The sequence below is a fragment of the Streptomyces sp. A0958 genome (assembly GCF_004795035.1).
Taxonomy (GTDB): Bacteria; Actinomycetota; Actinomycetes; order Streptomycetales; family Streptomycetaceae; genus Streptomyces.
In genome coordinates this window covers 41,716-64,473 of record NZ_SSBK01000014.1, presented here as the reverse complement: position 1 = coordinate 64,473, position 22,758 = coordinate 41,716, and the positions used below count along the sequence as shown (strand labels likewise).

General features: G+C 72.3%; 21 protein-coding genes. 19 read left to right on the top strand and 2 right to left on the bottom strand.

Going from position 1 to position 22,758, the window contains the following annotated elements:
* The first annotated feature begins 42 nt into the window (after window positions 1-42).
* From E6P78_RS16380 to nusB, 4 genes are all read left to right on the top strand, one after another.
* Window positions 43-900 (top strand): Pro-rich N-terminal domain-containing protein, encoded by an 858-nt coding sequence (locus E6P78_RS16380; protein ID WP_136204333.1) that lies wholly within the window; start codon window positions 43-45, stop codon window positions 898-900.
* 93 nt (window positions 901-993) lie between these two features.
* Window positions 994-2,100 (top strand): aminopeptidase P family protein, encoded by a 1,107-nt coding sequence (locus tag E6P78_RS16375; protein WP_136204332.1) that lies wholly within the window; start codon window positions 994-996, stop codon window positions 2,098-2,100.
* 50 nt (window positions 2,101-2,150) lie between these two features.
* Complete coding sequence (gene efp, locus E6P78_RS16370) at window positions 2,151-2,717, top strand: elongation factor P (RefSeq protein ID WP_136204331.1); 567 nt, start codon at window positions 2,151-2,153, stop codon at window positions 2,715-2,717.
* Window positions 2,718-2,719: 2 nt separating this feature from the next.
* Window positions 2,720-3,151 carry a transcription antitermination factor NusB gene (nusB, locus tag E6P78_RS16365; RefSeq protein WP_136204330.1) on the top strand — a complete coding sequence of 144 codons (432 nt, stop codon included), beginning with the start codon at window positions 2,720-2,722 and terminating at the stop codon, window positions 3,149-3,151.
* A gap of 171 nt (window positions 3,152-3,322) precedes the next feature.
* Here nusB and bldD read toward each other — a convergent pair whose 3' ends face one another.
* The gene (gene bldD, locus E6P78_RS16360; protein ID WP_018551368.1) at window positions 3,323-3,823 is read right to left on the bottom strand and encodes a transcriptional regulator BldD; all 501 of its coding nucleotides are present in this window, start codon (window positions 3,821-3,823) and stop codon (window positions 3,323-3,325) included.
* A gap of 221 nt (window positions 3,824-4,044) precedes the next feature.
* Here bldD and pyrR point away from each other — a divergent pair, with 221 nt between their 5' ends.
* The 14 genes from pyrR (at window position 4,045) to E6P78_RS16290 (ending at window position 20,710) form a co-directional block, all read left to right on the top strand.
* On the top strand, window positions 4,045-4,629 hold the full coding sequence (gene pyrR, locus E6P78_RS16355; protein ID WP_136204329.1) for a bifunctional pyr operon transcriptional regulator/uracil phosphoribosyltransferase PyrR: 585 nt from the start codon (window positions 4,045-4,047) through the stop codon (window positions 4,627-4,629).
* 86 nt (window positions 4,630-4,715) lie between these two features.
* Complete coding sequence (locus E6P78_RS16350) at window positions 4,716-5,750, top strand: aspartate carbamoyltransferase catalytic subunit (protein ID WP_136204423.1); 1,035 nt, start codon at window positions 4,716-4,718, stop codon at window positions 5,748-5,750.
* A 2-nt stretch (window positions 5,751-5,752) separates the two neighbouring features.
* Window positions 5,753-7,039, top strand: a complete 1,287-nt coding sequence (locus E6P78_RS16345; protein ID WP_136204328.1) for a dihydroorotase — start codon at window positions 5,753-5,755, stop codon at window positions 7,037-7,039.
* The gene (locus E6P78_RS16340; RefSeq protein ID WP_136204327.1) at window positions 7,036-7,611 is read left to right on the top strand and encodes a hypothetical protein; all 576 of its coding nucleotides are present in this window, start codon (window positions 7,036-7,038) and stop codon (window positions 7,609-7,611) included. The genes E6P78_RS16345 and E6P78_RS16340 overlap by 4 nt, the downstream gene beginning before the upstream one ends.
* Window positions 7,608-8,747, top strand: a complete 1,140-nt coding sequence (gene carA, locus E6P78_RS16335; RefSeq protein WP_136204326.1) for a glutamine-hydrolyzing carbamoyl-phosphate synthase small subunit — start codon at window positions 7,608-7,610, stop codon at window positions 8,745-8,747. Before E6P78_RS16340 ends, carA begins: the two co-directional genes overlap by 4 nt.
* Window positions 8,740-12,048: a carbamoyl-phosphate synthase large subunit gene (carB, locus tag E6P78_RS16330; RefSeq protein WP_136204325.1), complete on the top strand. Its 3,309-nt coding sequence runs from the start codon at window positions 8,740-8,742 to the stop codon at window positions 12,046-12,048. The genes carA and carB overlap by 8 nt, the downstream gene beginning before the upstream one ends.
* Window positions 12,049-12,104: 56 nt before the next feature.
* Entirely contained in the window at window positions 12,105-13,214 is a 1,110-nt protein-coding gene (locus tag E6P78_RS16325; RefSeq protein ID WP_136204324.1) for a quinone-dependent dihydroorotate dehydrogenase, read from the top strand.
* Window positions 13,211-14,050, top strand: a complete 840-nt coding sequence (pyrF, locus tag E6P78_RS16320; protein WP_136204323.1) for an orotidine-5'-phosphate decarboxylase — start codon at window positions 13,211-13,213, stop codon at window positions 14,048-14,050. The genes E6P78_RS16325 and pyrF overlap by 4 nt, the downstream gene beginning before the upstream one ends.
* Window positions 14,051-14,295: 245 nt before the next feature.
* The gene (locus tag E6P78_RS16315) at window positions 14,296-14,619 is read left to right on the top strand and encodes an integration host factor (protein ID WP_018524251.1); all 324 of its coding nucleotides are present in this window, start codon (window positions 14,296-14,298) and stop codon (window positions 14,617-14,619) included.
* A gap of 38 nt (window positions 14,620-14,657) precedes the next feature.
* The gene (gmk, locus tag E6P78_RS16310) at window positions 14,658-15,275 is read left to right on the top strand and encodes a guanylate kinase (RefSeq protein ID WP_136204322.1); all 618 of its coding nucleotides are present in this window, start codon (window positions 14,658-14,660) and stop codon (window positions 15,273-15,275) included.
* 81 nt (window positions 15,276-15,356) lie between these two features.
* The gene (gene rpoZ / locus E6P78_RS16305; protein WP_003970369.1) at window positions 15,357-15,629 is read left to right on the top strand and encodes a DNA-directed RNA polymerase subunit omega; all 273 of its coding nucleotides are present in this window, start codon (window positions 15,357-15,359) and stop codon (window positions 15,627-15,629) included.
* A gap of 146 nt (window positions 15,630-15,775) precedes the next feature.
* Window positions 15,776-16,978 carry a bifunctional phosphopantothenoylcysteine decarboxylase/phosphopantothenate--cysteine ligase CoaBC gene (gene coaBC / locus E6P78_RS16300; RefSeq protein ID WP_136204321.1) on the top strand — a complete coding sequence of 401 codons (1,203 nt, stop codon included), beginning with the start codon at window positions 15,776-15,778 and terminating at the stop codon, window positions 16,976-16,978.
* A gap of 240 nt (window positions 16,979-17,218) precedes the next feature.
* Window positions 17,219-18,427: a methionine adenosyltransferase gene (gene metK, locus E6P78_RS16295; RefSeq protein WP_136204320.1), complete on the top strand. Its 1,209-nt coding sequence runs from the start codon at window positions 17,219-17,221 to the stop codon at window positions 18,425-18,427.
* 120 nt (window positions 18,428-18,547) lie between these two features.
* The gene (locus E6P78_RS16290) at window positions 18,548-20,710 is read left to right on the top strand and encodes a primosomal protein N' (RefSeq protein ID WP_136204319.1); all 2,163 of its coding nucleotides are present in this window, start codon (window positions 18,548-18,550) and stop codon (window positions 20,708-20,710) included.
* 288 nt (window positions 20,711-20,998) lie between these two features.
* On the opposite strand, the gene E6P78_RS16285 is transcribed toward E6P78_RS16290, so the two are convergent.
* A complete protein-coding gene (locus E6P78_RS16285; protein ID WP_136204318.1) occupies window positions 20,999-21,526 on the bottom strand; it encodes a hypothetical protein in 528 nt (175 codons plus the stop codon).
* Between the two features lie 243 nt (window positions 21,527-21,769).
* On the opposite strand from E6P78_RS16285, the gene fmt reads away from it, so the two are divergent.
* Window positions 21,770-22,702 (top strand): methionyl-tRNA formyltransferase, encoded by a 933-nt coding sequence (gene fmt, locus E6P78_RS16280; protein ID WP_136204317.1) that lies wholly within the window; start codon window positions 21,770-21,772, stop codon window positions 22,700-22,702.
* Window positions 22,703-22,758 lie beyond the last annotated feature (56 nt).

The following is a 22,758-nucleotide window of genomic DNA, read 5'->3' as shown; positions in this document are numbered from 1 at the left end:
TCCACCAGCGCCAGTTGCCTGTACGAGACGGAGTTGCACCGGATGCAGCACGCAGTGGGGGCCCCGCTGCCTCCGCCCCAGGGACCCGGAAGCGGCCCCGTCGGCTGGTCGCACCAGGCCCAGCACCCCGGCCCGCCGGTCCCGCCCCCGGCCGGCCCGCCGTCCCGGCCCCCGGCCGGGCACCCGGGACCGCCGCCAGCCGCCCCGCAGGGCCAGGGCTGGTCAGGCCCCGCCCCGCAGCACGCCCCGGTCCCGGCCTCCCGCGAGACCACCGGGCACATCCAGCTGCCGCCGGGCCGGCCGGTGCCGCTGCCCGCGCCGCCCGCCGAGCCGGGGACCGGCAGCGCGACCCTCGCCGTGCTCCTGATCGGCCCGGCCGGCGCCGGCAAGACCACGGTGGCCAAGCTCTGGGCGGCCCGCCGCCGGGTGCCCACCGCCCACGTCAGCCTGGACGACGTCCGCGAGTGGGTCTGCTCCGGCTTCGCCGACCCGCAGGCCGGGTGGAACGACCAGTCCGAGGCCCAGTACCGCCTGGCCCGCCGCACCTGCGGCTTCGCCGCCCGTAACTTCCTGGCCAACGGGATCTCCTGCATCCTGGACGACGCGGTCTTCCCCGACCGGCCCGTCGTCGGCCTCGGCGGCTGGAAGCGCCATGTCGGCCCCGGGCTCCTGCCCGTCGTCCTCCTGCCCGGCCTGGAGATCGTCCTGGAGCGCAACGCCGCCCGCAGCGGCAACCGCCGGCTCTCCGACGAGGAGGTCGCCCGCATCCACGGCCGGATGGCCGGCTGGTACGGCTCCGGCCTGCCCATCATCGACAACTCCACGTACGACGTGGAGACCACCGCCCGGGTCCTGGACGACATACTCGCCCGGTCCCTGGCCAGCCCCCCGGCCTGGTGAGACGGCCGCCTCCCGGCCCCGCCCACGGCCGCCCGCCCCCCGGTCGGATGCGCTGACCGGGCGGGCCGTGCGCCGCGCTCGTACGCTCGACGCATGTCAGAGGTGTACGCCGTCCGACGCGGGCTGCTCCGCGACAGGTGCGCCGCCGTCGGTTCGGCGGCCGCCCTGGTATCCCGCCCCGCCAACGTCCGCTACCTGGCCGGCGGGGCGCCGCCGGGTGCCGTGTTGCTGCTCGGCCCCGGGGAGGACGTCCTGCTCTGCCCCCGCCCGCCGACCGGCGACCCGGCCGACGGGCGCACCGACGAACACCTGCGGGTGGACCTGCTGCCGGTGGCCGGCAGCGATCCGGTGGTCGCCGCCGCGGACCTGGCCGCGGCGGGCGGCGCGGAGTCCCTGGCCGTCGAGGAGCACGACCTGACGGTCTCGCGGCACCGGGCCATGGCCTCGGTCGCCCCCGGGCTCCGGCTGGCCGATCTCGGCGTCACCGTCGAGCAGTTGCGCATCGTCAAGGACGAGGAGGAGATCGGCTGCCTGCGGATCGCAGCCGAGATCACCGACCAGGCGCTCGGTGAGCTCCTGGAGTCGATCCTCGTCGGCCGCACCGAACGGCACCTGGCGCTGGAACTGGAACGCCGACTGGTGGACCACGGCGCCGACGGACCCGCCTTCGCGACCTCCGTCGCCACCGGCCCGCACTCCGGCCTGGGCCGCCACCGGCCCTCGGACCGGCGCGTGGAGGAAGGAGATTTTCTCTCCGTCCGCCTCGGCGCGAACTACCGCGGCTACCGGTGCGAGATCGGCCGCACCTTCGTCATCGGAACGGCCCCCGCGGACTGGCAGATCGAGCTCTACGACCTGGTTTTCGCCGCTCAGAGGGCCGGCCGCGAGGCTCTGCTGCCCGGCACCGAGTACCGCGACGTGGATCGCGCGGCCCGCCATCTCCTGGACTCGGCGGGGCACGGTGAGGGCCTCGCACCCTGGACGGGCCACGGGGTGGGGCTCGAAATCGACGAGGACCCGCAGCTGGCACCCGCTGCCATGGGTAAACTGGACGCTTGTGTGCCGGTCACCGTCGAACCGGGGGTCCACCTCCCGGGCCGGGGCGGAGTCCGGATCGATGACACGCTCGTCGTGCGCCCCGAGGCGGACGGCGGACCCGAGCTACTCACCATTACGACCAAGGAACTGCTCGCGCTCTAGCGCGCGTCCTCGGTCGTTCCACCAGCTTCAGTCCAGGAGATTCCGCAACCGTGGCTTCCACGAACGACCTCAAGAACGGCATGGTGCTCAAGCTCGACGGAGGCCAGCTCTGGTCCGTCGTCGAGTTCCAGCACGTCAAGCCCGGCAAGGGCCCGGCCTTCGTGCGCACCAAGCTCAAGAACGTGCTGTCCGGCAAGGTCGTCGACAAGACGTTCAACGCCGGCGTGAAGGTCGAGACGGCCACCGTCGACCGGCGCGACATGCAGTTCTCGTACATGGACGGCGAGTACTTCGTCTTCATGGACATGGACACCTACGACCAGCTCATGGTCGACCGCAAGGCCGTCGGCGACGCCGCCAACTTCCTGATCGAGGGCTTCACCGCCTCCGTCGCCCAGCACGAGGGCGAGGTGCTCTACGTCGAGCTGCCGGCCGCCGTCGAGCTGACCATCCAGCACACGGACCCGGGCGTCCAGGGCGACCGCTCCACCGGCGGCACCAAGCCCGCCACCCTGGAGACCGGCTACGAGATCGGCGTCCCGCTCTTCATCAGCACGGGCGAGAAGATCAAGGTCGACACCCGCTCCGGCGACTACCTCGGCCGGGTGAACGGCTAACCGTGGCTGCCCGGAACACGGCCCGCAAGCGTGCCTTCCAGATCCTCTTCGAGGCCGACCAGCGCGGCGAGTCCGTGCAGACGGTCCTCGCGGACTGGGTGCGGCACTCGCGGTCCGACACCCGTCAGCCGCCGGTCACCGAGTACACGATGGAGCTCGTGGAGGGGTACGCGCAGTACGCGGACCGGATCGACGACCTCATCGTCACCTACGCCGTGGACTGGGAGATCGACCGCATGCCGGTCGTCGACCGGAACATCCTGCGGCTCGGTGCGTACGAGCTGATCTGGGTGGACGCGACCCCGGACGCGGTGGTGATCGACGAGGCGGTGCAGATCGCCAAGGAGTTCTCGACCGACGAATCCCCGTCCTTCGTGAACGGCCTGCTGGCCCGCTTCAAGGACCTCAAGCCGAACCTCCGCCGGGAGAGTTGAGACCCGGCGGCGTTCCGCCGACGAAGGGCCCATGGCTGTCGCCGTGGGCCCTTCGGCACGTCCGGGCCGCGGCCCCGCTCGCGCGCGGCCCCGGGCATACGGACGCCGGGCCCGGCGGGGCGCCCCGAAGGGACCCCGCCGGACCCGGCGGCACGTTTCTGCGGGGGCTGGTCAGCCCTCCTCGTGGGCGACGGCGCGGCGCGCGTCCGCGTCCAGCACGCCCCAGCTGATCAGCTGCTCCGTGAGCACGGACGGCGACTGGTCGTAGATCACGGCCAGCGTGCGCAGGTCGTCCTGGCGGATCGAGAGCACCTTGCCGTTGTAGTCGCCGCGCTGGCTCTGGATCGTCGCCGCGTAACGCTGGAGGGGGCCGGCCTTCTCCGGCGGCACGTGGGCCAGGCGCTCCAGCTGGAGGACGAGCTTCGGCGGCGGCTCGGCGGCACCGCCGGGCGTCGTGCCCGGCAGGAGCTCCTGGACCGGCACGCCGTAGAAGTCCGCCAGCTCGGCAAGGCGCTGCACGGTCACGGCACGGTCGCCGCGCTCGTACGAACCGACCACGACGGCCTTCCAGCGGCCCTGGGACTTCTCCTCCACGCCGTGGAGGGAGAGGCCCTGCTGGGTGCGGATGGCACGGAGCTTGGCCCCGAGCTGTTTTGCGTATTCGCTGGACATAAGGCTCCCCGGACGCTGGAACGTTCGCGGCTGGGCCGCGTGGCTGGTAACTCACTGTGAGGTTACGCAGCGTTACTTGGGTGCGTCAAGCTGAGATGGTCCGTACCGGCTTCTCCCGGGGGTGGGGACGGGGACCGGCGCGGGCCCTGGTAGTGTTGACCGTGCAATTTCGACGTCCTTTAAGGTCCGTCCCGTGAGGCGGAGAAGGAGGTCCGTTTCTTATGGACGCACAGCACGACGCCACCGGCAATGCGGCACGCCCCGTTCTGGAGGCTCCCGACATCGCCCGGGCCCTGACCCGCATCGCCCACGAGATCGTCGAACGCGCCAAGGGCGCCGACGACGTGGTGCTCCTCGGCATCCCGACCCGCGGTGTCTTCCTCGCCCGCCGGCTCGCCGACAAGCTCGAAGAGATCACCGGCCGCACGATTCCGGTCGGCTCCCTCGACATCACCATGTACCGCGACGACCTCAGGCTGCGCCCCGCGCGCGCCCTGGCCCGCACCGAGATCCCCGGCGAGGGCATCGAGGGCCGCCTGGTCGTCCTCGTGGACGACGTCCTCTTCTCCGGCCGCACGATCCGCGCCGCCCTCGACGCGCTCGGCGACATCGGCCGGCCCCGCGCGGTGCAGCTCGCGGTCCTGGTCGACCGCGGCCACCGCGAACTCCCGATCCGCGCCGACTACGTCGGCAAGAACCTCCCCACGTCGCTGCGGGAGACGGTCAAGGTCCAGCTCGCCGAGGAGGACGGCCGCGACGCCGTGCTGCTCGGGGTCGAGCAGGCCGCCCCCGCGGTCGAGCGTTAGCTTCCCGCCCGTACGGCCCGTCTGCCGTACGGCGGCTTCCGCGCGCCCGCATGCCTGAAAACTCCAGCCACCCGGAGAACACCCAGATGATGCGTCACCTCATCTCGGCCGCCGACCTCACCCGCGACGACGCCGTCCTGATCCTCGACACCGCCGAGGAGATGGCCAGGGTCGCGGACCGGCCGATCAAGAAGCTCCCGACCCTGCGCGGCCGTACCGTCGTCAACCTCTTCTTCGAGGACTCGACGCGCACCCGCATCTCCTTCGAGGCGGCCGCCAAGCGGCTGTCCGCCGATGTCATCAACTTCTCCGCGAAGGGCTCGTCCGTCTCCAAGGGCGAGTCGCTCAAGGACACGGCACTGACCCTGGAGGCGATGGGCGCCGACGCCGTCGTCATCCGCCACGGCGCCTCCGGAGCCCCGTACCGGCTGGCCACCTCCGGCTGGATCGACGGGGCCGTCGTCAACGCGGGCGACGGCACCCACGAGCACCCCACCCAGGCCCTCCTGGACGCCTTCACCATGCGCCGCAGGCTCGTCGGGCCCGACGCCGGACTCGGCAAGGACCTCGACGGCCGCCGGATCACCATCGTCGGCGACATCCTGCACAGCCGTGTCGCCCGCTCCAACGTCCACCTGCTGAACACGCTCGGCGCCCACGTCACCCTGGTCGCCCCGCCCACCCTGGTCCCGGTCGGCGTCGAGCAGTGGCCCTGCGACATCAGCTACAGCCTGGACGACGTGCTGCCGGACTCCGACGCCGTGATGATGCTGCGCGTGCAGCGTGAGCGGATGAACGCCGCCTACTTCCCGACCGAGCGCGAGTACTCCCGCCGCTACGGCCTGGACGGCGAGCGCATGGCGAAGATGCCCGAGCACGCCGTCGTCATGCACCCCGGCCCGATGGTCCGCGGCATGGAGATCACCGCCGAGGTCGCCGACTCCGACCGCTGCACGGTCGTGGAGCAGGTCGCCAACGGCGTCTCCATCCGCATGGCCGTGCTCTACCTGCTGCTCGGCGGCTACGAGTCCGCCCACCCGTCGCCCGCCGCCACCCTTGATCGAAGCGCTGCGCGCACCCCCGCCCCCGCCCCCGCCGCCCGTACCGAGGAGAACAAGTAACCATGAGCAAGATCCTTATCCGCGGTGCGAAGGTGCTCGGCGGCGACCCGCAGGACGTCCTCATCGACGGCGAGACCATCGCCGCCGTCGGTACCGGGCTCGATGCCGGCGACGCCACCGTGATCGAGGCGGCCGGCCAGGTCCTGCTGCCCGGCCTGGTCGACCTCCACACCCACCTGCGCGAGCCCGGCCGCGAGGACTCCGAGACCGTCCTGACCGGCACCAAGGCCGCCGCGGCCGGCGGCTTCACCGCCGTGCACGCCATGGCCAACACCTTCCCGGTCGCCGACACCGCCGGCGTCGTGGAGCAGGTCTGGCGGCTCGGCAGGGAATCCGGCTACTGCGATGTGCAGCCCGTCGGCGCCGTCACCGTGGGCCTGGAGGGCAAGCAGCTCGCCGAGCTCGGCGCCATGCACGACTCCGCCGCCGGGGTGAAGGTCTTCTCCGACGACGGCAAGTGCGTGGACGACGCGGTCATCATGCGCCGCGCCCTGGAGTACGTGAAGGCGTTCGACGGGGTCGTCGCCCAGCACGCCCAGGAGCCCCGCCTCACCGAGGGCGCCCAGATGAACGAGGGCATCGTCTCGGCCGAGTTGGGCCTCGGCGGCTGGCCCGCCGTCGCCGAGGAGTCGATCATCGCCCGCGACGTCCTGCTCGCCGCCCACGTCGGCTCCCGGGTGCACATCTGCCACCTGTCGACCGCCGGCTCCGTCGAGATCGTGCGGTGGGCCAAGTCCAAGGGCTGGAACGTCACCGCCGAGGTCACCCCGCACCACCTCCTGCTCACCGACGAGCTCGTACGGTCCTACGACCCCGTCTACAAGGTGAACCCGCCGCTGCGCACCGAGGCCGACGTGCTGGCCCTGCGCGAAGCCCTCGCCGACGGCACCATCGACTGCGTCGCCACCGACCACGCCCCGCACCCGCACGAGGACAAGGACTGCGAGTGGGCCGCGGCCGCCATGGGGATGGTGGGCCTGGAGACCGCGCTCTGCGTCGTCCAGCAGACGATGGTCGAGACCGGACTGCTCGACTGGGCCGGCGTCGCCGACCGCATGTCGCTGCGCCCCGCGGCCATCGGCCGGCTCGAAGGACACGGCCGCCCCGTCTCGGCGGGTGAGCCTGCCAACCTCACCCTGGTCGATCCGGCATACCGTGGAGTCGTGGACCCCGCGGGATTCGCCTCCCGCAGCCGCAACACCCCGTACGAGGGGCGCGAGCTGCCGGGCCGAGTGACCCACACCTTCCTGCGGGGCCGTGCCACGGTCGTCGACGGGAAGCTCGCGTGACATCACTGACCCTGTACCAACTGGCCGCCGAGCAGAAGTCGGCGGAGGTGACCGACTGGTCCGCCCGCATCAGCTGGGTGATCGGCCTCGTCGTCCTCGTCCTCTTCGTCTACTGGCTGATGCGCCAGGGATGGAAGTGGCGAGGCAGCCTCCAGTCCGGCCTGCCCCCTCTCGCGACCACCCCGGACGGCTACGCGGACGGCGAGAAGCCGCTCACCCTGACCGGCCGCTACCACGCCTCGACGACCGCCGGGCAGTGGCTCGACCGGATCGTCGCCCACGGCCTCGGCACCCGCAGCCGCGTCGAGCTGACCCTGACCGCACAGGGCCTCGACGTCGTACGGCCCGGCGCGACGGACTTCTTCGTCCCGGCCGCCGACCTGCGCGGCGCCCGCACCGACAAGGCACTGGCGGGCAAGGTCCTGCCCGAGGGCGGCCTCCTCGTCATCACCTGGGCGCTCGGCGACCAGCTGATCGACTCCGGATTCCGCTCCGACCACTCGGCCGAGCACCCCGCCTGGGTCGAAGCCGTCAACCACCTCACCAGCACTACGGAAGGCATCGCACGATGACGACCTCCACCCGGGGAACCCAGGTTCCCGCCGTACTCGTCCTGGAGGACGGCCGCGCCTTCCGCGGCCGCGCCTACGGGGCTGTGGGGGAGACCTTCGGCGAGGCGGTCTTCTCCACCGGCATGACCGGCTACCAGGAGACGCTGACCGACCCCTCGTACCACCGCCAGGTCGTGGTGATGACCGCCCCGCACGTCGGCAACACCGGTGTGAACGACGAGGACCCCGAGTCCAAGCGGATCTGGGTCGCCGGCTACGTCGTGCGCGACCCCGCCCGCACCCCCTCCAACTGGCGCTCCCGGCGCTCGCTGGACGAGGAGCTCGCGGACCAGGGCGTCGTCGGTATCAGCGGCGTCGACACCCGCGCCCTCACCCGCCACCTGCGCGAGCGCGGCGCCATGCGCGTCGGCATCTTCTCCGGCGACGCCGTCACCGACGACGCCACGATGCTGGCCCGCGTCCAGCAGGCTCCCGAGATGACGGGCGCCGACCTCTCCGCCGAGGTCGCCACCGAGGAGACCTACGTCGTCCCGGCGATCGGCACCAAGAAGTTCACCGTCGCCGCGATCGACCTCGGCATCAAGGGCATGACCCCGCACCGGATGGCCGAGCGCGGCATCGAGGTGCACGTCCTGCCCGCCACCGCCACCCTGGAGGAGGTGTACGCGGTCGAGCCCGACGGCGTCTTCTTCTCCAACGGCCCCGGTGACCCGTCCACCGCCGACCACCCCGTCTCCCTCATGCGCGGTGTCCTGGAGCGCGAGACCCCGCTCTTCGGCATCTGCTTCGGCAACCAGATCCTGGGCCGCGCGCTCGGCTTCGGCACCTACAAGCTGAAGTACGGCCACCGCGGCATCAACCAGCCCGTGCAGGACCGCTCGACCGGCAAGGTCGAGGTCACCGCGCACAACCACGGCTTCGCCGTCGACGCCCCCCTCGACAAGGTCTCCGACACCGCCTTCGGCCGGGCCAAGGTCTCCCACGTCTGCCTGAACGACCAGGTCGTCGAGGGCCTTCAGCTGCTCGACCGGCCGGCCTTCAGCGTCCAGTACCACCCCGAGGCGGCCGCCGGCCCGCACGACGCCGCGTACCTCTTCGACCGCTTCGTTTCCCTGATGGAGGGCCAGCGTGCCTAAGCGCTCCGATATCCAGTCCGTCCTGGTCATCGGCTCCGGCCCGATCGTCATCGGGCAGGCCGCCGAGTTCGACTACTCCGGCACCCAGGCCTGCCGCGTCCTCAAGGCCGAGGGTCTGCGCGTCATCCTGGTGAACTCCAACCCGGCGACGATCATGACCGACCCGGAGATCGCCGACGCCACCTACGTCGAGCCGATCACCCCCGAGTTCGTCGAGAAGATCATCGCCAAGGAGCGCCCCGACGCGCTGCTGCCCACCCTGGGCGGCCAGACCGCGCTCAACACCGCGATCTCCATGCACGAGAACGGTGTCCTGGACAAGTACGGCGTCGAGCTCATCGGCGCCAACGTCGAGGCCATCAACAAGGGCGAGGACCGCGACCTCTTCAAGGGCGTCGTGGAGGCCGTCAAGGAGAAGATCGGATACGGCGAGTCCGCCCGCTCCGTGATCTGCCACTCCATGGACGACGTCCTCGCCGGCGTCGACACCCTCGGCGGCTACCCCGTCGTCGTCCGCCCCTCCTTCACCATGGGCGGCGCCGGCTCCGGCTTCGCCCACGACGAGGACGAGCTGCGCCGCATCGCCGGACAGGGCCTCACGCTCTCCCCGACCACCGAGGTGCTCCTGGAGGAGTCCATCCTCGGCTGGAAGGAGTACGAGCTGGAGCTGATGCGCGACCGCAACGACAACGTCGTGGTCGTCTGCTCCATCGAGAACTTCGACCCGATGGGCGTCCACACCGGTGACTCGATCACCGTCGCCCCGGCGATGACCCTCACCGACCGCGAGTACCAGCGGCTGCGCGACATCGGCATCGCGATCATCCGCGAGGTCGGCGTCGACACCGGCGGCTGCAACATCCAGTTCGCCATCGACCCGGCCGACGGCCGCGTCATCGTGATCGAGATGAACCCCCGCGTCTCCCGCTCCTCGGCGCTCGCCTCCAAGGCCACCGGCTTCCCGATCGCCAAGATCGCCGCCAAGCTGGCCGTCGGCTACACGCTCGACGAGATCCCCAACGACATCACCGAGAAGACCCCGGCCTCCTTCGAGCCGACCCTCGACTACGTCGTCGTCAAGGCCCCGCGCTTCGCCTTCGAGAAGTTCCCCTCCGCCGACTCCACCCTCACCACCACCATGAAGTCGGTGGGCGAGGCCATGGCGATCGGCCGGAACTTCACCGAGGCGCTGCAGAAGGCCCTGCGCTCCCTGGAGAAGAAGGGCTCGCAGTTCGCCTTCACCGGCGATCCCGGCGACAAGGCCGAGCTGCTGGCCGAGGCGGTCCGCCCGACCGACGGCCGGATCAACACCGTCATGCAGGCGATCCGGGCCGGCGCCACCCAGGAGGAGGTCTTCGACGCGACGAAGATCGACCCCTGGTTCGTCGACCAGCTCTTCCTGATCAAGGAGATCGCCGACGAGCTGGCCGCCGCCGACAAGCTCGTCCCCGAGCTGCTGGCCGAGGCCAAGCGGCACGGCTTCTCGGACGTCCAGATCGCCGAGATCCGCGACCTGCGCGAGGACGTCGTCCGCGAGGTGCGGCACGCGCTCGGCATCCGTCCGGTCTACAAGACCGTCGACACCTGCGCCGCCGAGTTCGCCGCGAAGACGCCGTACTTCTACTCCTCCTACGACGAGGAGAGCGAGGTCGCGCCCCGCACCCGGCCCGCGGTGATCATCCTGGGTTCCGGCCCCAACCGCATCGGCCAGGGCATCGAGTTCGACTACTCCTGCGTCCACGCCTCCTTCGCGCTCAGCGACGCGGGCTACGAGACCGTGATGGTCAACTGCAACCCGGAGACGGTCTCCACCGACTACGACACCTCCGACCGCCTGTACTTCGAGCCGCTGACGCTGGAAGACGTGCTGGAGATCGTGCACGCCGAGTCCCTCGCGGGCCCGGTCGCCGGAGTCGTCGTGCAGCTCGGCGGCCAGACCCCGCTGGGCCTGTCGCAGGCGCTCAAGGACAACGGCGTGCCCGTCGTCGGCACCCCTCCGGAGGCGATCCACGCCGCCGAGGACCGCGGCGCCTTCGGCCGCGTCCTGGCCGAGGCCGGGCTGCCCGCCCCCAAGCACGGCACCGCCACCACCTTCGCCGAGGCCAAGCAGATCGCCGACGAGATCGGCTACCCCGTCCTCGTACGCCCGTCGTACGTGCTCGGCGGGCGCGGCATGGAGATCGTGTACGACGAGACCCGGCTCTCCTCGTACATCTCCGAGTCCACCGAGATCAGCCCCACCCGGCCGGTCCTGGTCGACCGCTTCCTCGACGACGCCATCGAGATCGACGTCGACGCCCTCTACGACGGCACCGAGCTCTACCTCGGCGGCGTCATGGAGCACATCGAGGAGGCCGGCATCCACTCCGGCGACTCCGCCTGCGCCCTGCCCCCGATCACCCTCGGCGGCCACGACATCAAGCGGCTGCGCGCCTCCACCGAGGCCATCGCCAAGGGCGTCGGCGTACGCGGGCTGATCAACATCCAGTTCGCGCTGTCCGGCGACATCCTCTACGTCCTGGAGGCCAACCCGCGCGCCTCGCGGACCGTGCCCTTCACCTCCAAGGCGACCGCGGTCCCGCTCGCCAAGGCCGCCGCCCGGATCTCGCTGGGCGCGACCGTCGCGGAGCTGCGCGAGGAGGGCCTGCTGCCGAAGCACGGCGACGGCGGCACCCTGCCGCTGGACGCGCCGATCTCCGTCAAGGAGGCCGTCATGCCGTGGTCGCGCTTCCGCGACATCCACGGCCGCGGCGTCGACACCATCCTCGGCCCGGAGATGCGCTCCACCGGCGAGGTCATGGGCATCGACTCGGTCTTCGGCACCGCGTACGCCAAGTCGCAGGCCGGCGCCTACGGGCCGCTGCCCACCAAGGGCCGCGCCTTCATCTCGGTGGCCAACCGCGACAAGCGCTCGATGATCTTCCCGGCCCGCGAGCTGGTCGCCCACGGCTTCGAACTGCTGGCCACCTCCGGCACCGCCGAGGTCCTCAAGCGCAACGGCATCAACGCCACGGTCGTTCGCAAGCTGTCCGAGGGCGAGGGCCCCAACGGCGAGCGGACCATCGTCCAGCTGATCCACGAGGGCGGTGTCGACCTCATCGTCAACACGCCCTACGGGACCGGCGGCCGCCTCGACGGCTACGAGATCCGCACGGCGGCCGTCGCCCGCTCGGTGCCTTGCCTGACCACCGTCCAGGCGCTCGCCGCGGCCGTCCAGGGCATCGACGCCCTCACCAGCGGAGACGTCGGCGTCCGTTCCCTCCAGGAACACGCGGAACATCTCACCGCGGCCCGCGACTAGGAAGCCCACAAGGGGGACACCGGAAACGGTGTCCCCCTCTCCATGAGGACACCGTGATGTACAAGTTCTTCTTCCAGCTGGTCTTCAAGCGGATGGACGCCGAGCGCGCCCACCACCTGGCCTTCCGCTGGATTCGCCTGGCCGCCCGCATCCCCGTGCTGCGCACCTTCGTCGCCGCCGCCCTCGCCCCCCGCTACAAGGAACTGCGCACCGAGGCCCTGGGCCTGCGGATGCACGGGCCCTTCGGCCTCGCCGCCGGCTTCGACAAGAACGCGGTCGCGATCGACGGCATGGCGATGCTCGGCTTCGACCACGTCGAGATCGGCACCGTGACCGGCGAGGCGCAGCCCGGCAACCCGAAGAAGCGGCTGTTCCGCCTCGTGGCGGACCGCGCGCTCATCAACCGCATGGGCTTCAACAACGAGGGCTCCGCCGCCGTCGCCGCCCGGCTGGCCGCCCGCAACCCGGTCTTCCGCACCACCGTCGGCGTCAACATCGGCAAGACGAAGGCCGTCGCCGAGGCCGACGCCGCCGCCGACTACGTGAAGTCCACCGAGCGGCTGGCCGCCCACGCCGACTACCTCGTCGTCAACGTCTCCTCGCCCAACACCCCCGGCCTGCGCAACCTCCAGGCCACCGAGTCGCTGCGCCCGCTGCTCACCGCCGTGCGCGAGGCCGCCGACCGGACCGTCACCCACCGCCGGGTTCCGCTGCTCGTCAAGATCGCCCCGGACCTCGCGGACGAGGACGTCGACGCCGTCGCGGACCTCGCCGTCGAACTGGGCCTGGACGGCATCATCGCCACCAACACCACCATCGCCCGCGAGGGCCTGGGCCTGAAGTCCCCGTCGTCCCTGGTGAAGGAGACCGGCGGCCTGTCCGGCGCACCCCTCAAGGAACGCTCCCTGGAGGTCCTGAGCCGCCTGTACGGGCGCGTGGGGGACCGGATCACCCTGGTGGGTGTCGGAGGCGTCGAGAACGCCGAGGACGCCTGGCAGCGCATCCTCGCCGGCGCCACCCTGGTCCAGGGCTACAGCGCCTTCATCTACGAGGGCCCCCTCTACGCCCGCGCCATCCACAAGGGCCTGGCCGCGCGCCTGGCCGCCTCCCCGTACGCCACGCTCGCCGACGCCGTCGGCGCGGAAAGCCGGAAGGCAGCGAAATGACTCCGGAACCCTTCGGCGCCCGGCTGCGCCACGCCATGGACACCCGCGGCCCGCTCTGCGTCGGCATCGACCCGCACGCCTCCCTGCTCACCTCCTGGGGGCTGAACGACGACGTCGCGGGCCTGGAGAGGTTCACCCGGACCGTCGTCGAGGCGCTGGCCGACCGGGTCGCCGTGCTCAAGCCGCAGTCCGCGTTCTTCGAGCGCTTCGGCTCGCGCGGCATCGCCGTCCTGGAGAAGGCGGTCGAGGAGGCGAGGGCGGCCGGTGCCCTGGTCCTGATGGATGCCAAGCGCGGCGACATCGGCTCCACCATGGGCGCCTACGCGGCCACCTACCTGGACAAGGACTCGCCGCTGTTCTCGGACGCGGTCACCGTCTCGCCGTACCTCGGCTTCGGCTCGCTGCGGCCGGCGCTCGACGCGGCGGCGGTCTCCGGCGCGGGCGTCTTCGTACTCGCGCTGACCTCCAACCCGGAGGGGGCCGAGGTGCAGCGCGCCACGGCGGCCGACGGCCGTCCGCTGGCCCAGCTGATGCTGGACCACATGGCAGCGGAGAACGAGGGGGCCACCCCGCTCGGCTCGGTCGGCGCGGTAGTCGGGGCCACGCTCGGCGACGCGGGCGTCGACCTGGCGATCAACGGGCCGCTGCTCGCGCCCGGCATCGGCGCCCAGGGGGCGACGCCGGCGGATCTGCCGGGCGTCTTCGGCGACGCCGTACGCAATGTGGTGCCCAGCGTCAGCCGGGGCGTGCTGCGCCACGGACCGGACGCGTCAGGGCTGCGCGAAGCCGCCGGACGGTTCGCGGACGAGGTCCGCGCGGCCGTCTCGGACCGCTGACCCTGCCACGTAACAGCGTGTTGACGGAATCCTGACCAAAAAACTCAGGTGTTATGCCTGGAATGTCCTGGTCGGCTGAGGCTGACCAGGACTTTTCGTCTGTTCTCGCTGACTCCGGCGGCCTTGGCCGCTAGTCTCCGTCGAGGGCCGACGAGCACGGGTTGTTCGCGGCTCACCAGGTGAGGGGCGTTCCCGCCGCCTCACCGGTCCGTATCCGACAGATCGACATCCGAGGTGACGTAGGCGTGGCTCTTCCGCCCCTTACCCCTGAACAGCGCGCAGCCGCGCTCGAAAAGGCCGCCGCGGCTCGCCGGGAGCGGGCCGAGGTCAAGAATCGACTCAAGCACTCCGGCGCCTCCCTCCACGAGGTCATCAAGTCGGGCCAGGAGAACGACGTCATCGGCAAGATGAAGGTCTCCGCCCTGCTGGAGTCCCTGCCCGGCGTGGGCAAGGTCCGTGCCAAGCAGATCATGGAGCGGCTCGGCATCTCCGAGAGCCGCCGGGTCCGGGGTCTTGGCTCCAACCAGATCGCATCCCTGGAGCGCGAATTCGGCGGCAGCGCCGCCTGACGTTCTCAGGCACCCCTGAGAACCTGGATAATCGCTCCATGGCTGCAACATCCCGGGGGACGTCCCCCGTGCCCCCGGACGTACGTCCGCGGCTGACCGTGCTCTCCGGCCCCTCAGGGGTCGGCAAGAGCACGGTCGTCGCGCATATGCGCAAGGTCCACCCCGAGGTGTGGCTCTCGGTGTCGGCGACGACCCGCAAGCCCCGCCCCGGCGAACGCAACGGCGTCCACTACTTCTTCGTGGACGACGAGGAGTTCGACAAGCTCATCGCCAACGGCGAGCTGCTGGAGTGGGCCGAGTTCGCCGGCAACCGCTACGGCACCCCGCGCCGCGCCGTGCAGGAGCGGCTGGAGGCGGGCGAGCCGGTGCTCCTGGAGATCGACCTCCAGGGCGCCCGGCTGGTCCGCCAGTCCATGGCCGACGCCCAACTGGTCTTCCTCGCGCCGCCGAGCTGGGAGGAGCTGGTGCGCCGGCTCACCGGCCGCGGCACCGAGGCGCCCGAGGTGATCGAACGCCGGCTCGGAGCCGCCAAGGTCGAGCTGGCCGCCGAATCCGAGTTCGACACGACGCTCGTCAACACCTCCGTCGAGGACGTGGCCCGTGAGCTGCTAGCCTCGATGCTGGAGGCTTCCGGCCACCGTGCCGGAGGCGAGTGACCCACCGACGCGGGGGCCCGGCCACAAAGCCCCTGACTGTCAAAGATTTCTTTGATCTTCATCCCCTTCGGAAGGCAGAGCGTGTCCTCTTCCATCACCACGCCCGAGGGCATCATCAACCCGCCGATTGATGAGCTCCTCGAAGCAACCGACTCGAAGTACAGCCTCGTGATCTACGCCGCCAAGCGCGCGCGCCAGATCAACGCGTACTACTCGCAGCTCGGTGAGGGCCTCCTCGAGTACGTCGGTCCGCTCGTCGACACCCACGTGCACGAGAAGCCGCTGTCGATCGCGCTCCGCGAGATCAACGCGGGCCTGCTCACGTCCGAGGCCATCGAGGGCCCCGCGCAGTAAGCAGCGAAATCGCACCTTCACCTCAGGCCCGGCGGCACCCCCGCCGGGCCTGAGGCGTGTCCGGGGCGACGGACCCGCGCCCGCGCCCGTGAGGCAGCATGGGGGTGTACGTATGCCGGGTACGCAGCCGAGTGCGGGGAGACGCAGTGGACAAGCCGAAGGTCGTTCTGGGGGTCAGCGGCGGCATCGCCGCGTACAAGGCGTGCGAGCTGCTGCGCCGGCTGACCGAGTCCGGCCACGACGTACGGGTCGTCCCGACCGAGTCCGCCCTGCACTTCGTCGGCGCCGCCACCTGGTCGGCGCTCTCCGGCCACCCGGTCTCCACCGAGGTCTGGAACGACGTCCACGAGGTGCCGCACGTACGGATCGGGCAGCACGCCGACCTCGTCGTCGTCGCCCCCGCCACCGCCGACATGCTGGCCAGGGCGGCCCACGGGCTCGCCGACGACCTGCTCACCAACACCCTGCTCACCGCCCGCTGTCCGGTCGTCTTCGCGCCCGCCATGCACACCGAGATGTGGGAGCACCCGGCCACCCAGGAGAACGTCGCCACCCTGCGCCGCCGAGGCGCCGTCGTCATCGAGCCCGCCGTCGGCCGCCTCACCGGCGTCGACACCGGCAAGGGCCGGCTGCCCGACCCGGGCGAGATCTTCGAGGTCTGCCGCCGGGTGCTGGCCCGCGGCGCCGCCGCCCCCGACCTCGTGGGCCGGCACGTGGTGATCAGCGCCGGCGGCACGAGGGAACCGCTCGACCCCGTCCGCTACCTCGGCAACCGCTCCTCCGGCAAGCAGGGCTACGCGCTGGCCCGCACCGCCGTCGCCCGCGGCGCCCGGGTCACGCTCGTGGAGGCCAACACCGGGCTGCCGGACCCCTCCGGCGCCGACGTCGTCCACACCGGCACGGCCGTGCAGCTGCGCGAGGCCGTGCTCAAGGCGGCGGCGGACGCCGACGTCGTGGTGATGGCCGCCGCGGTCGCCGACTTCCGGCCCGCCCAGTACGTGACCGGGAAGATCAAGAAGAAGGACGGCCAGGAGCCCGCCCCCGTCGCGCTCGTCCGCAACCCCGACATCCTCGCCGAGGTCTCGGCCGAGCGCGCCACACCCGCACAGATCGTCGTCGGATTCGCCGCCGAGACCGACGACGTCCTGGCCAACGGCCGCGAGAAGCTGCGCCGCAAGGGCTGCGACCTGCTGGTGGTCAACGAGGTGGGGGAGCGCAAGACCTTCGGCTCCGAGGAGAACGAGGCGGTGGTGCTCGCCGCCGACGGAACCGAGACGCCGGTGCCGTACGGGCCCAAGGAAGCGCTCGCCGACACGGTGTGGGACCTCGTGTCGGCGCGCCTCGGATGAATTACCTGTGACACGCCGGTCCGGCCACAACCCTTGGGACACCGGGCCGGACCCCGTCCGCAGCGGCCCTTCCGGGGCTCCGACCACCGGTGGGGCAGGTCACATATCTCCCAAAGGGCGAGACACGTTGTCCGACGGCCGGAGCCGACCGATAAACTGCCCCGTGGACCGTACCGGGCGCAGCTCCCGGGCCCGTCCGCCAATGATCAGCCAGCAGCCGCTGCAACCCCAGGGAGCGATGTGTCCCGCCGTCTCTTCACCTCGGAGTCCGTAACCGAGGGTCACCCCGACAAGATCGCTGACCAGATCAGCGACACCATTCTCGATGCGCTCCTGCGTGAGGACCCGTCCTCACGCGTCGCCGTCGAGACCCTGATCACGACCGGTCTGGTGCATGTTGCGGGTGAGGTCACGACCAAGGCCTACGCCGACATCCCGACGCTGGTCCGCAACAAGGTCCTGGAGATCGGCTACGACTCCTCGAAGAAGGGCTTCGACGGCGCCTCCTGCGGCGTCTCGGTGTCCATCGGTGCCCAGTCCCCGGACATCGCGCAGGGCGTCGACACCGCGTACGAGAAGCGGGTCGAGGGGGACGAGGACGAGCTCGACAAGCAGGGCGCCGGAGACCAGGGCCTGATGTTCGGCTACGCCTGCGACGAGACCCCCGAGCTGATGCCGCTGCCGGTCCACCTCGCGCACCGGCTCTCGCGCCGCCTGTCCGAGGTCCGCAAGAACGGGACCATCCCGTACCTGCGCCCCGACGGCAAGACCCAGGTCACCATCGAGTACGACGGCGACAAGGCCGTCCGCCTCGACACGGTCGTCGTCTCCTCGCAGCACGCCAGCGACATCGACCTCGACTCGCTGCTCGCGCCCGACATCCGCGAGTTCGTCGTCGAGCACGTCCTGTCGCAGCTGATCGAGGACGGCATCAAGCTGGACACCGAGGGCTACCGCCTCCTCGTCAACCCGACCGGCCGCTTCGAGATCGGCGGCCCGATGGGCGACGCCGGCCTCACCGGCCGCAAGATCATCATCGACACCTACGGCGGCATGGCCCGCCACGGCGGCGGCGCCTTCTCCGGCAAGGACCCGTCCAAGGTGGACCGCTCGGCCGCCTACGCGATGCGCTGGGTCGCCAAGAACGTCGTCGCCGCCGGGCTCGCCGCCCGCTGCGAGGTCCAGGTCGCCTACGCGATCGGCAAGGCCGAGCCGGTCGGCCTCTTCGTCGAGACCTTCGGCACCGCCGCGATCGAGACCGAGAAGATCGAGCACGCCATCGGCGAGGTCTTCGACCTCCGCCCGGCCGCGATCATCCGCGACCTCGACCTGCTCCGCCCGATCTACGCCCAGACCGCCGCGTACGGGCACTTCGGCCGCGAGCTGCCCGACTTCACGTGGGAGCGCACCGACCGGGTCGAGGCGCTGCGCGCCGCCGCGGGCCTGTAAGGGCGCCCGAGGCCGTCTTCCGCCGGAGCCCGGACGCCGTCACGGCGTCCGGGCTCCGGCCTGTGGCGGGCCCGCGAAGGGCGGGCGCCGCTGTCAGAGGCGTCTGGTAGGACTGTGGCTGTGAGCAGGGAAGACGAGCGATCCGATGAGCCCGGGGCCGGGGCGCCGGAGCAGCTTGCGCTGATCCGGGAGACCGTGCGCCGGGCCGACGTGCCGCGCGCCAAGCCGCGCACCTGGCGCGGTGCCGCGCTCGCCAAGGACCTGCCCGTCGCCCGTGTCCTCGTCAACAAGGGCGCGCTCCACCTCGACCAGTACTTCGACTACGCGGTTACCGAGGAGCTGGACGCCGACGCCCGGCCCGGCGTGCGCGTACGGGTCCGGTTCGGGGCCGGCGGGCGCAATGTGCGGGGCGGCCGGCGCGAGGGCGGCGGGCTGATCGACGGCTTCCTGGTCGAGCGGCTGGCCGAGTCCGACTACAACGGCGCCCTGGCCGCGCTCGCCTCCGTCGTCTCCCCGGAACCGGTCCTCGGCCCGGAACTGCTCGCCCTCGCCCGCGCCGTCGCCGACCGGTACGCGGGCAGCCTCGCCGACGTCCTGCAGCTCGCCGTCCCCCCGAGGAACGCCCAGGCCGAGTCCAAGCCGTCCCCCGGACCGCTGCCGCCCCCCGCACCGCCCGCCCCCGCCACCTGGGAGCGGTACGAGCAGGGGCCGGCCTTCCTCTCCGCGCTGGCCACCGGTGGCGCCCCCCGGGCCGTGTGGACCGCGCTGCCCGGACCGCACTGGCCTGCCGAGATCGCCACAGCCGTCGCCGCGACCCTCGCCTCCGGGCGCGGCGCCCTGGTCGTCGTCCCCGACGGGCGGACCGCCGGCCGGGTCGATGCCGCGCTCACCGCCCTGCTCGGCGAGGGCCGGCACGCGCTGCTCACCGCCGGCTCCGGGCCCGGGAAGCGCTACCGGGAATGGCTCGCCGTGCGGCGCGGGTCCGTCCGGGCGGTGGTGGGGACCCGGGCCGCGATGTTCGCCCCCGTCGCCGACCTCGGCCTGGTCGTCGTCTGGGACGACGGGGACTCCAGCCACAGCGACGACCGCGCCCCCTTCCCCCATGTGCGGGAGGTCCTGGAGCTGCGTGCCACGCACGGCCGGTGCGCCTTCCTGCTCGGCGGCACCAGCTGCACCGTGGAGGCAGCGCAACTGGTCGAGAGCGGCTGGGCCCTGCCGCTGCGCGCCGACCGGGCACAGCTGCGGACGGCGGCGCCCGTGGTCCGTACCGTGGGCGACGGCGAGCTGGCGCGGGACGGTTCGGCCCGCGCCGCCCGGCTGCCCAGCCTCGCCTGGCAGACCGTAAGGGACGGGCTGCGCACCGGACCGGTGCTGGTACAGGTGCCCCGGCGCGGATACGCCCCCCGGCTCGCCTGCGAGCGCTGCCGGGAACCCGCCCGGTGCCGGCACTGCGCCGGGCCGCTGGAGGCGCCAGACCAGCAGGACCTGAACTGCGCCTGGTGCGGCCGGGCCGAGACCTCCTGGCACTGCGTGGCCTGCGGCTCCCGCCGGCTGCGCGCACAGATCATCGGCGCCCGCCGGACGGCGGAGGAGCTGGGCCGCGCGTTCCCCGCCGTGCCGGTGCGCACGTCCGGCCGCGACCACGTGCTGGACTCGGTGCCGGACCAGCCCGCGCTGGTGGTCAGCACGCCCGGGGCCGAACCGGTCGCCGAGGGCGGGTACGCGGCGGCGCTCCTGCTGGACGGCTGGGCGATGGTCGGCCGCCCCGACCTGCGCGCCGGCGAGGAGGCGCTGCGCCGCTGGACGGCGGCCGCCGCGCTGGTACGGGGCCGGCCCGAGGGCGGCACGGTGGTGATCGTCGCCGAGCCGACGCTGCGGCCCGTGCAGGCCCTGGTGCGCTGGGACCCGGTCGGACACGCCCGGCGGGAGCTGGCGGAGCGGGCCGAGCTGGGCTTTCCGCCGGTGTCCCGGATGGCGTCGGTGACGGGGACGCCGGAGGCGCTGGCCGCGTTCCTGGCCGGGGCGCGGCTGCCGTCGGACGCCGAGGTGCTGGGCCCGGTCCCGGTGCCGGCCGCCGAGCCGGGGCGGCCCCGCAGACCGTTCGAGGCGCCGCCGGGGGAGACCTGGGAGCGGGCGCTGGTCCGGGTGCCGCCGGGGAGCGGGGCGGCGCTGGCGGCCGCGCTGAAGGAGGCGCAGGCGGAGCGGATGTCGCGTGGCGGCGGGGGCGCGGGCGCGAGCGGGGGGCCGGTGCGGATTCGGGTGGACCCGGCGGACATCGGGTGAGCGGGGGCGCCCGCTGTGCGCCGCGGTGACGGGCGGCCGTGGGCGCGGGTGCGTCCCGCCGGGCGTTCTGTCCTCGATCGCCGGACGGGCTCGGGGTGCGCGAGGACGGGCTTGAAGTGTGCGAGGGCGCGCTTGAGGTGTGCGAGGACGGGGCTGAGGTGCCCGCGAGGGCGGGGTTGAGGTGTGCGAGGACGGGGCTGAGGTGCCCGCGAGGGCGGGGTTGAGGTGTGCGCTGCATGGGTCGGGGCCGTCCCGTGGTCCGGCCACGGGACGGCCCCGACCGGCGGGTCAGCCGTTGCGGGGGCCCGGGAAGGCGCCCGGGCGTACGTCCTCGCGCAGTGCGGGCCGCTCCGCCGACGGCTGCGGCGGCATCGAGCGTGCGGCCGGGACGGCGGCGCCCGGGGGCACCGGCGACGGGCGCTGCGCCACCACCTCGGCGGCGGCTTCGCCCGACGCCGGCTGCGGTGTGGCACGCCGTGCCCCGTAACGGCGGTGGACGGCCTGCTTGGTGACCCCGAGCGCGGAGCCCACCGCGTCCCAGGAGAAGCCCAGCGAACGGTCGAAGTCCACGGCCGCCGTGACCAGGGTCTCGACGCTGTCCCGCAGTTCCTGGGCCAGTCTGACCGTGGGGGCCGGGGCCCTGCCGTAGACGACGAAGCCCGCTGACGGGCCGGAGCGGCGCGGACGGTAGACGTTGCCCAGTTGGGCGGTGAGCGTGCGCAGTGCGTCCACCTGCCGCCGGACCCGCTCGATGTCCCGCACCAGAAGATGCAGACTGGCCCGCGCTTGGGCGTCGTGGGTTGCGTGGTCGGCCATGAAGAAGCCTCTCGAACCGGCGTTGAAAGGGATCGGGCCGCACCAGGGCGGCTCGCTTCGGTCAATCTCTCTTGACCAACGCGGCACCCGGGGATCTGGTCACGCTCGGGGGGCGTATGAGCACGTGCAAGGGGCGCGCGACTACGCGTACGCCCCCCGGCTCCATGACCCATAGACTTGTGCGTTGCTCGCCACCGTAACGTTTCGGCCTGAGAGTCCGGCCTGAGAGGCAGACAGCCACCCATGAAGCTCGTCTTCGCCGGCACCCCCGAGGTAGCCGTTCCCGCCCTGGACGCCCTGATCGCCTCCGGTCGCCATGAGGTGGCCGCCGTCGTGACCAGGCCCGACGCGCCCGCGGGGCGTGGCCGGCGGCTGGTGGCCAGCCCGGTCGCCCAGCGCGCCGAGGAGGCCGGGATCGAGGTGCTCAAGCCCGCCAGGCCCCGGGACGAGGACTTCCTCGCGCGGCTGCGGGAGATCGCGCCGGACTGCTGCCCGGTCGTCGCCTACGGTGCGCTGCTGCCCAAGGTGGCGCTCGACGTGCCGGCCAGGGGCTGGGTCAACCTCCACTTCTCGCTGCTGCCCGCCTGGCGCGGCGCGGCCCCCGTGCAGCACGCGGTCATGGCCGGCGACGAGGTGACCGGGGCCTCCACCTTCCTCATCGAGGAGGAGCTCGACTCCGGACCGGTCTACGGCGTCCTCACCGAGGAGGTCCGCCCGTCCGACACCAGCGGCGACCTGCTGACCCGGCTGGCGTTCGCCGGTGCCGGGCTGCTCGCCGCGACCATGGACGGCATCGAGGACGGCACCCTGCACGCCGTGCCGCAGCCCGCCGACGGGGTCACCCTCGCCCCCAAGATCACCGTCGAGGACGCCCAGGTCCAGTGGTCCGCGCCCGCCCTGCGCGTCGACCGCGTCATCCGCGCCTGCACCCCGGCCCCCGGCGCCTGGACACTGTTCCGGGGCGAGCGCCTGAAGCTGGTCCAGGCGGTCCCGGCCGTGGACCGGTCCGACCTGGCGCCCGGCGAGCTGTCCGCCGCCAAGAACAACGTGTTCGTGGGCACCGGATCGCACGCCGTCGAACTGCTCTGGGTCCAGCCGCAGGGCAAGAAGCCGATGCGCGCGGCGGACTGGGCGCGCGGGGTGCGCATCGTCCCGGGTGAGCTGGTCGGCAGCTAGTGCCGCGGCACTGGCGGACGGGCGGGCCGGGGCGGGGACGTAGGCTGGGAGGGTTC

What these genes read in the sequence shown, in the direction of transcription:
- E6P78_RS16380 (WP_136204333.1), top strand. Translation starts at nt 43, where the DNA reads ATGCAGCACGCAGTGGGGGCCCCGCTGCCTCCGCCCCAGGGACCCGGA.
- E6P78_RS16375 (WP_136204332.1), top strand. Translation starts at nt 994, where the DNA reads ATGTCAGAGGTGTACGCCGTCCGACGCGGGCTGCTCCGCGACAGGTGC.
- bldD (WP_018551368.1), bottom strand. Translation starts at nt 3,823, where the DNA reads ATGTCCAGCGAATACGCAAAACAGCTCGGGGCCAAGCTCCGTGCCATC.
- pyrR (WP_136204329.1), top strand. Translation starts at nt 4,045, where the DNA reads ATGGACGCACAGCACGACGCCACCGGCAATGCGGCACGCCCCGTTCTG.
- E6P78_RS16350 (WP_136204423.1), top strand. Translation starts at nt 4,716, where the DNA reads ATGATGCGTCACCTCATCTCGGCCGCCGACCTCACCCGCGACGACGCC.
- E6P78_RS16345 (WP_136204328.1), top strand. Translation starts at nt 5,753, where the DNA reads ATGAGCAAGATCCTTATCCGCGGTGCGAAGGTGCTCGGCGGCGACCCG.
- carA (WP_136204326.1), top strand. Translation starts at nt 7,608, where the DNA reads ATGACGACCTCCACCCGGGGAACCCAGGTTCCCGCCGTACTCGTCCTG.
- E6P78_RS16325 (WP_136204324.1), top strand. Translation starts at nt 12,105, where the DNA reads ATGTACAAGTTCTTCTTCCAGCTGGTCTTCAAGCGGATGGACGCCGAG.
- pyrF (WP_136204323.1), top strand. Translation starts at nt 13,211, where the DNA reads ATGACTCCGGAACCCTTCGGCGCCCGGCTGCGCCACGCCATGGACACC.
- gmk (WP_136204322.1), top strand. Translation starts at nt 14,658, where the DNA reads ATGGCTGCAACATCCCGGGGGACGTCCCCCGTGCCCCCGGACGTACGT.
- E6P78_RS16285 (WP_136204318.1), bottom strand. Translation starts at nt 21,526, where the DNA reads ATGGCCGACCACGCAACCCACGACGCCCAAGCGCGGGCCAGTCTGCAT.
- fmt (WP_136204317.1), top strand. Translation starts at nt 21,770, where the DNA reads ATGAAGCTCGTCTTCGCCGGCACCCCCGAGGTAGCCGTTCCCGCCCTG.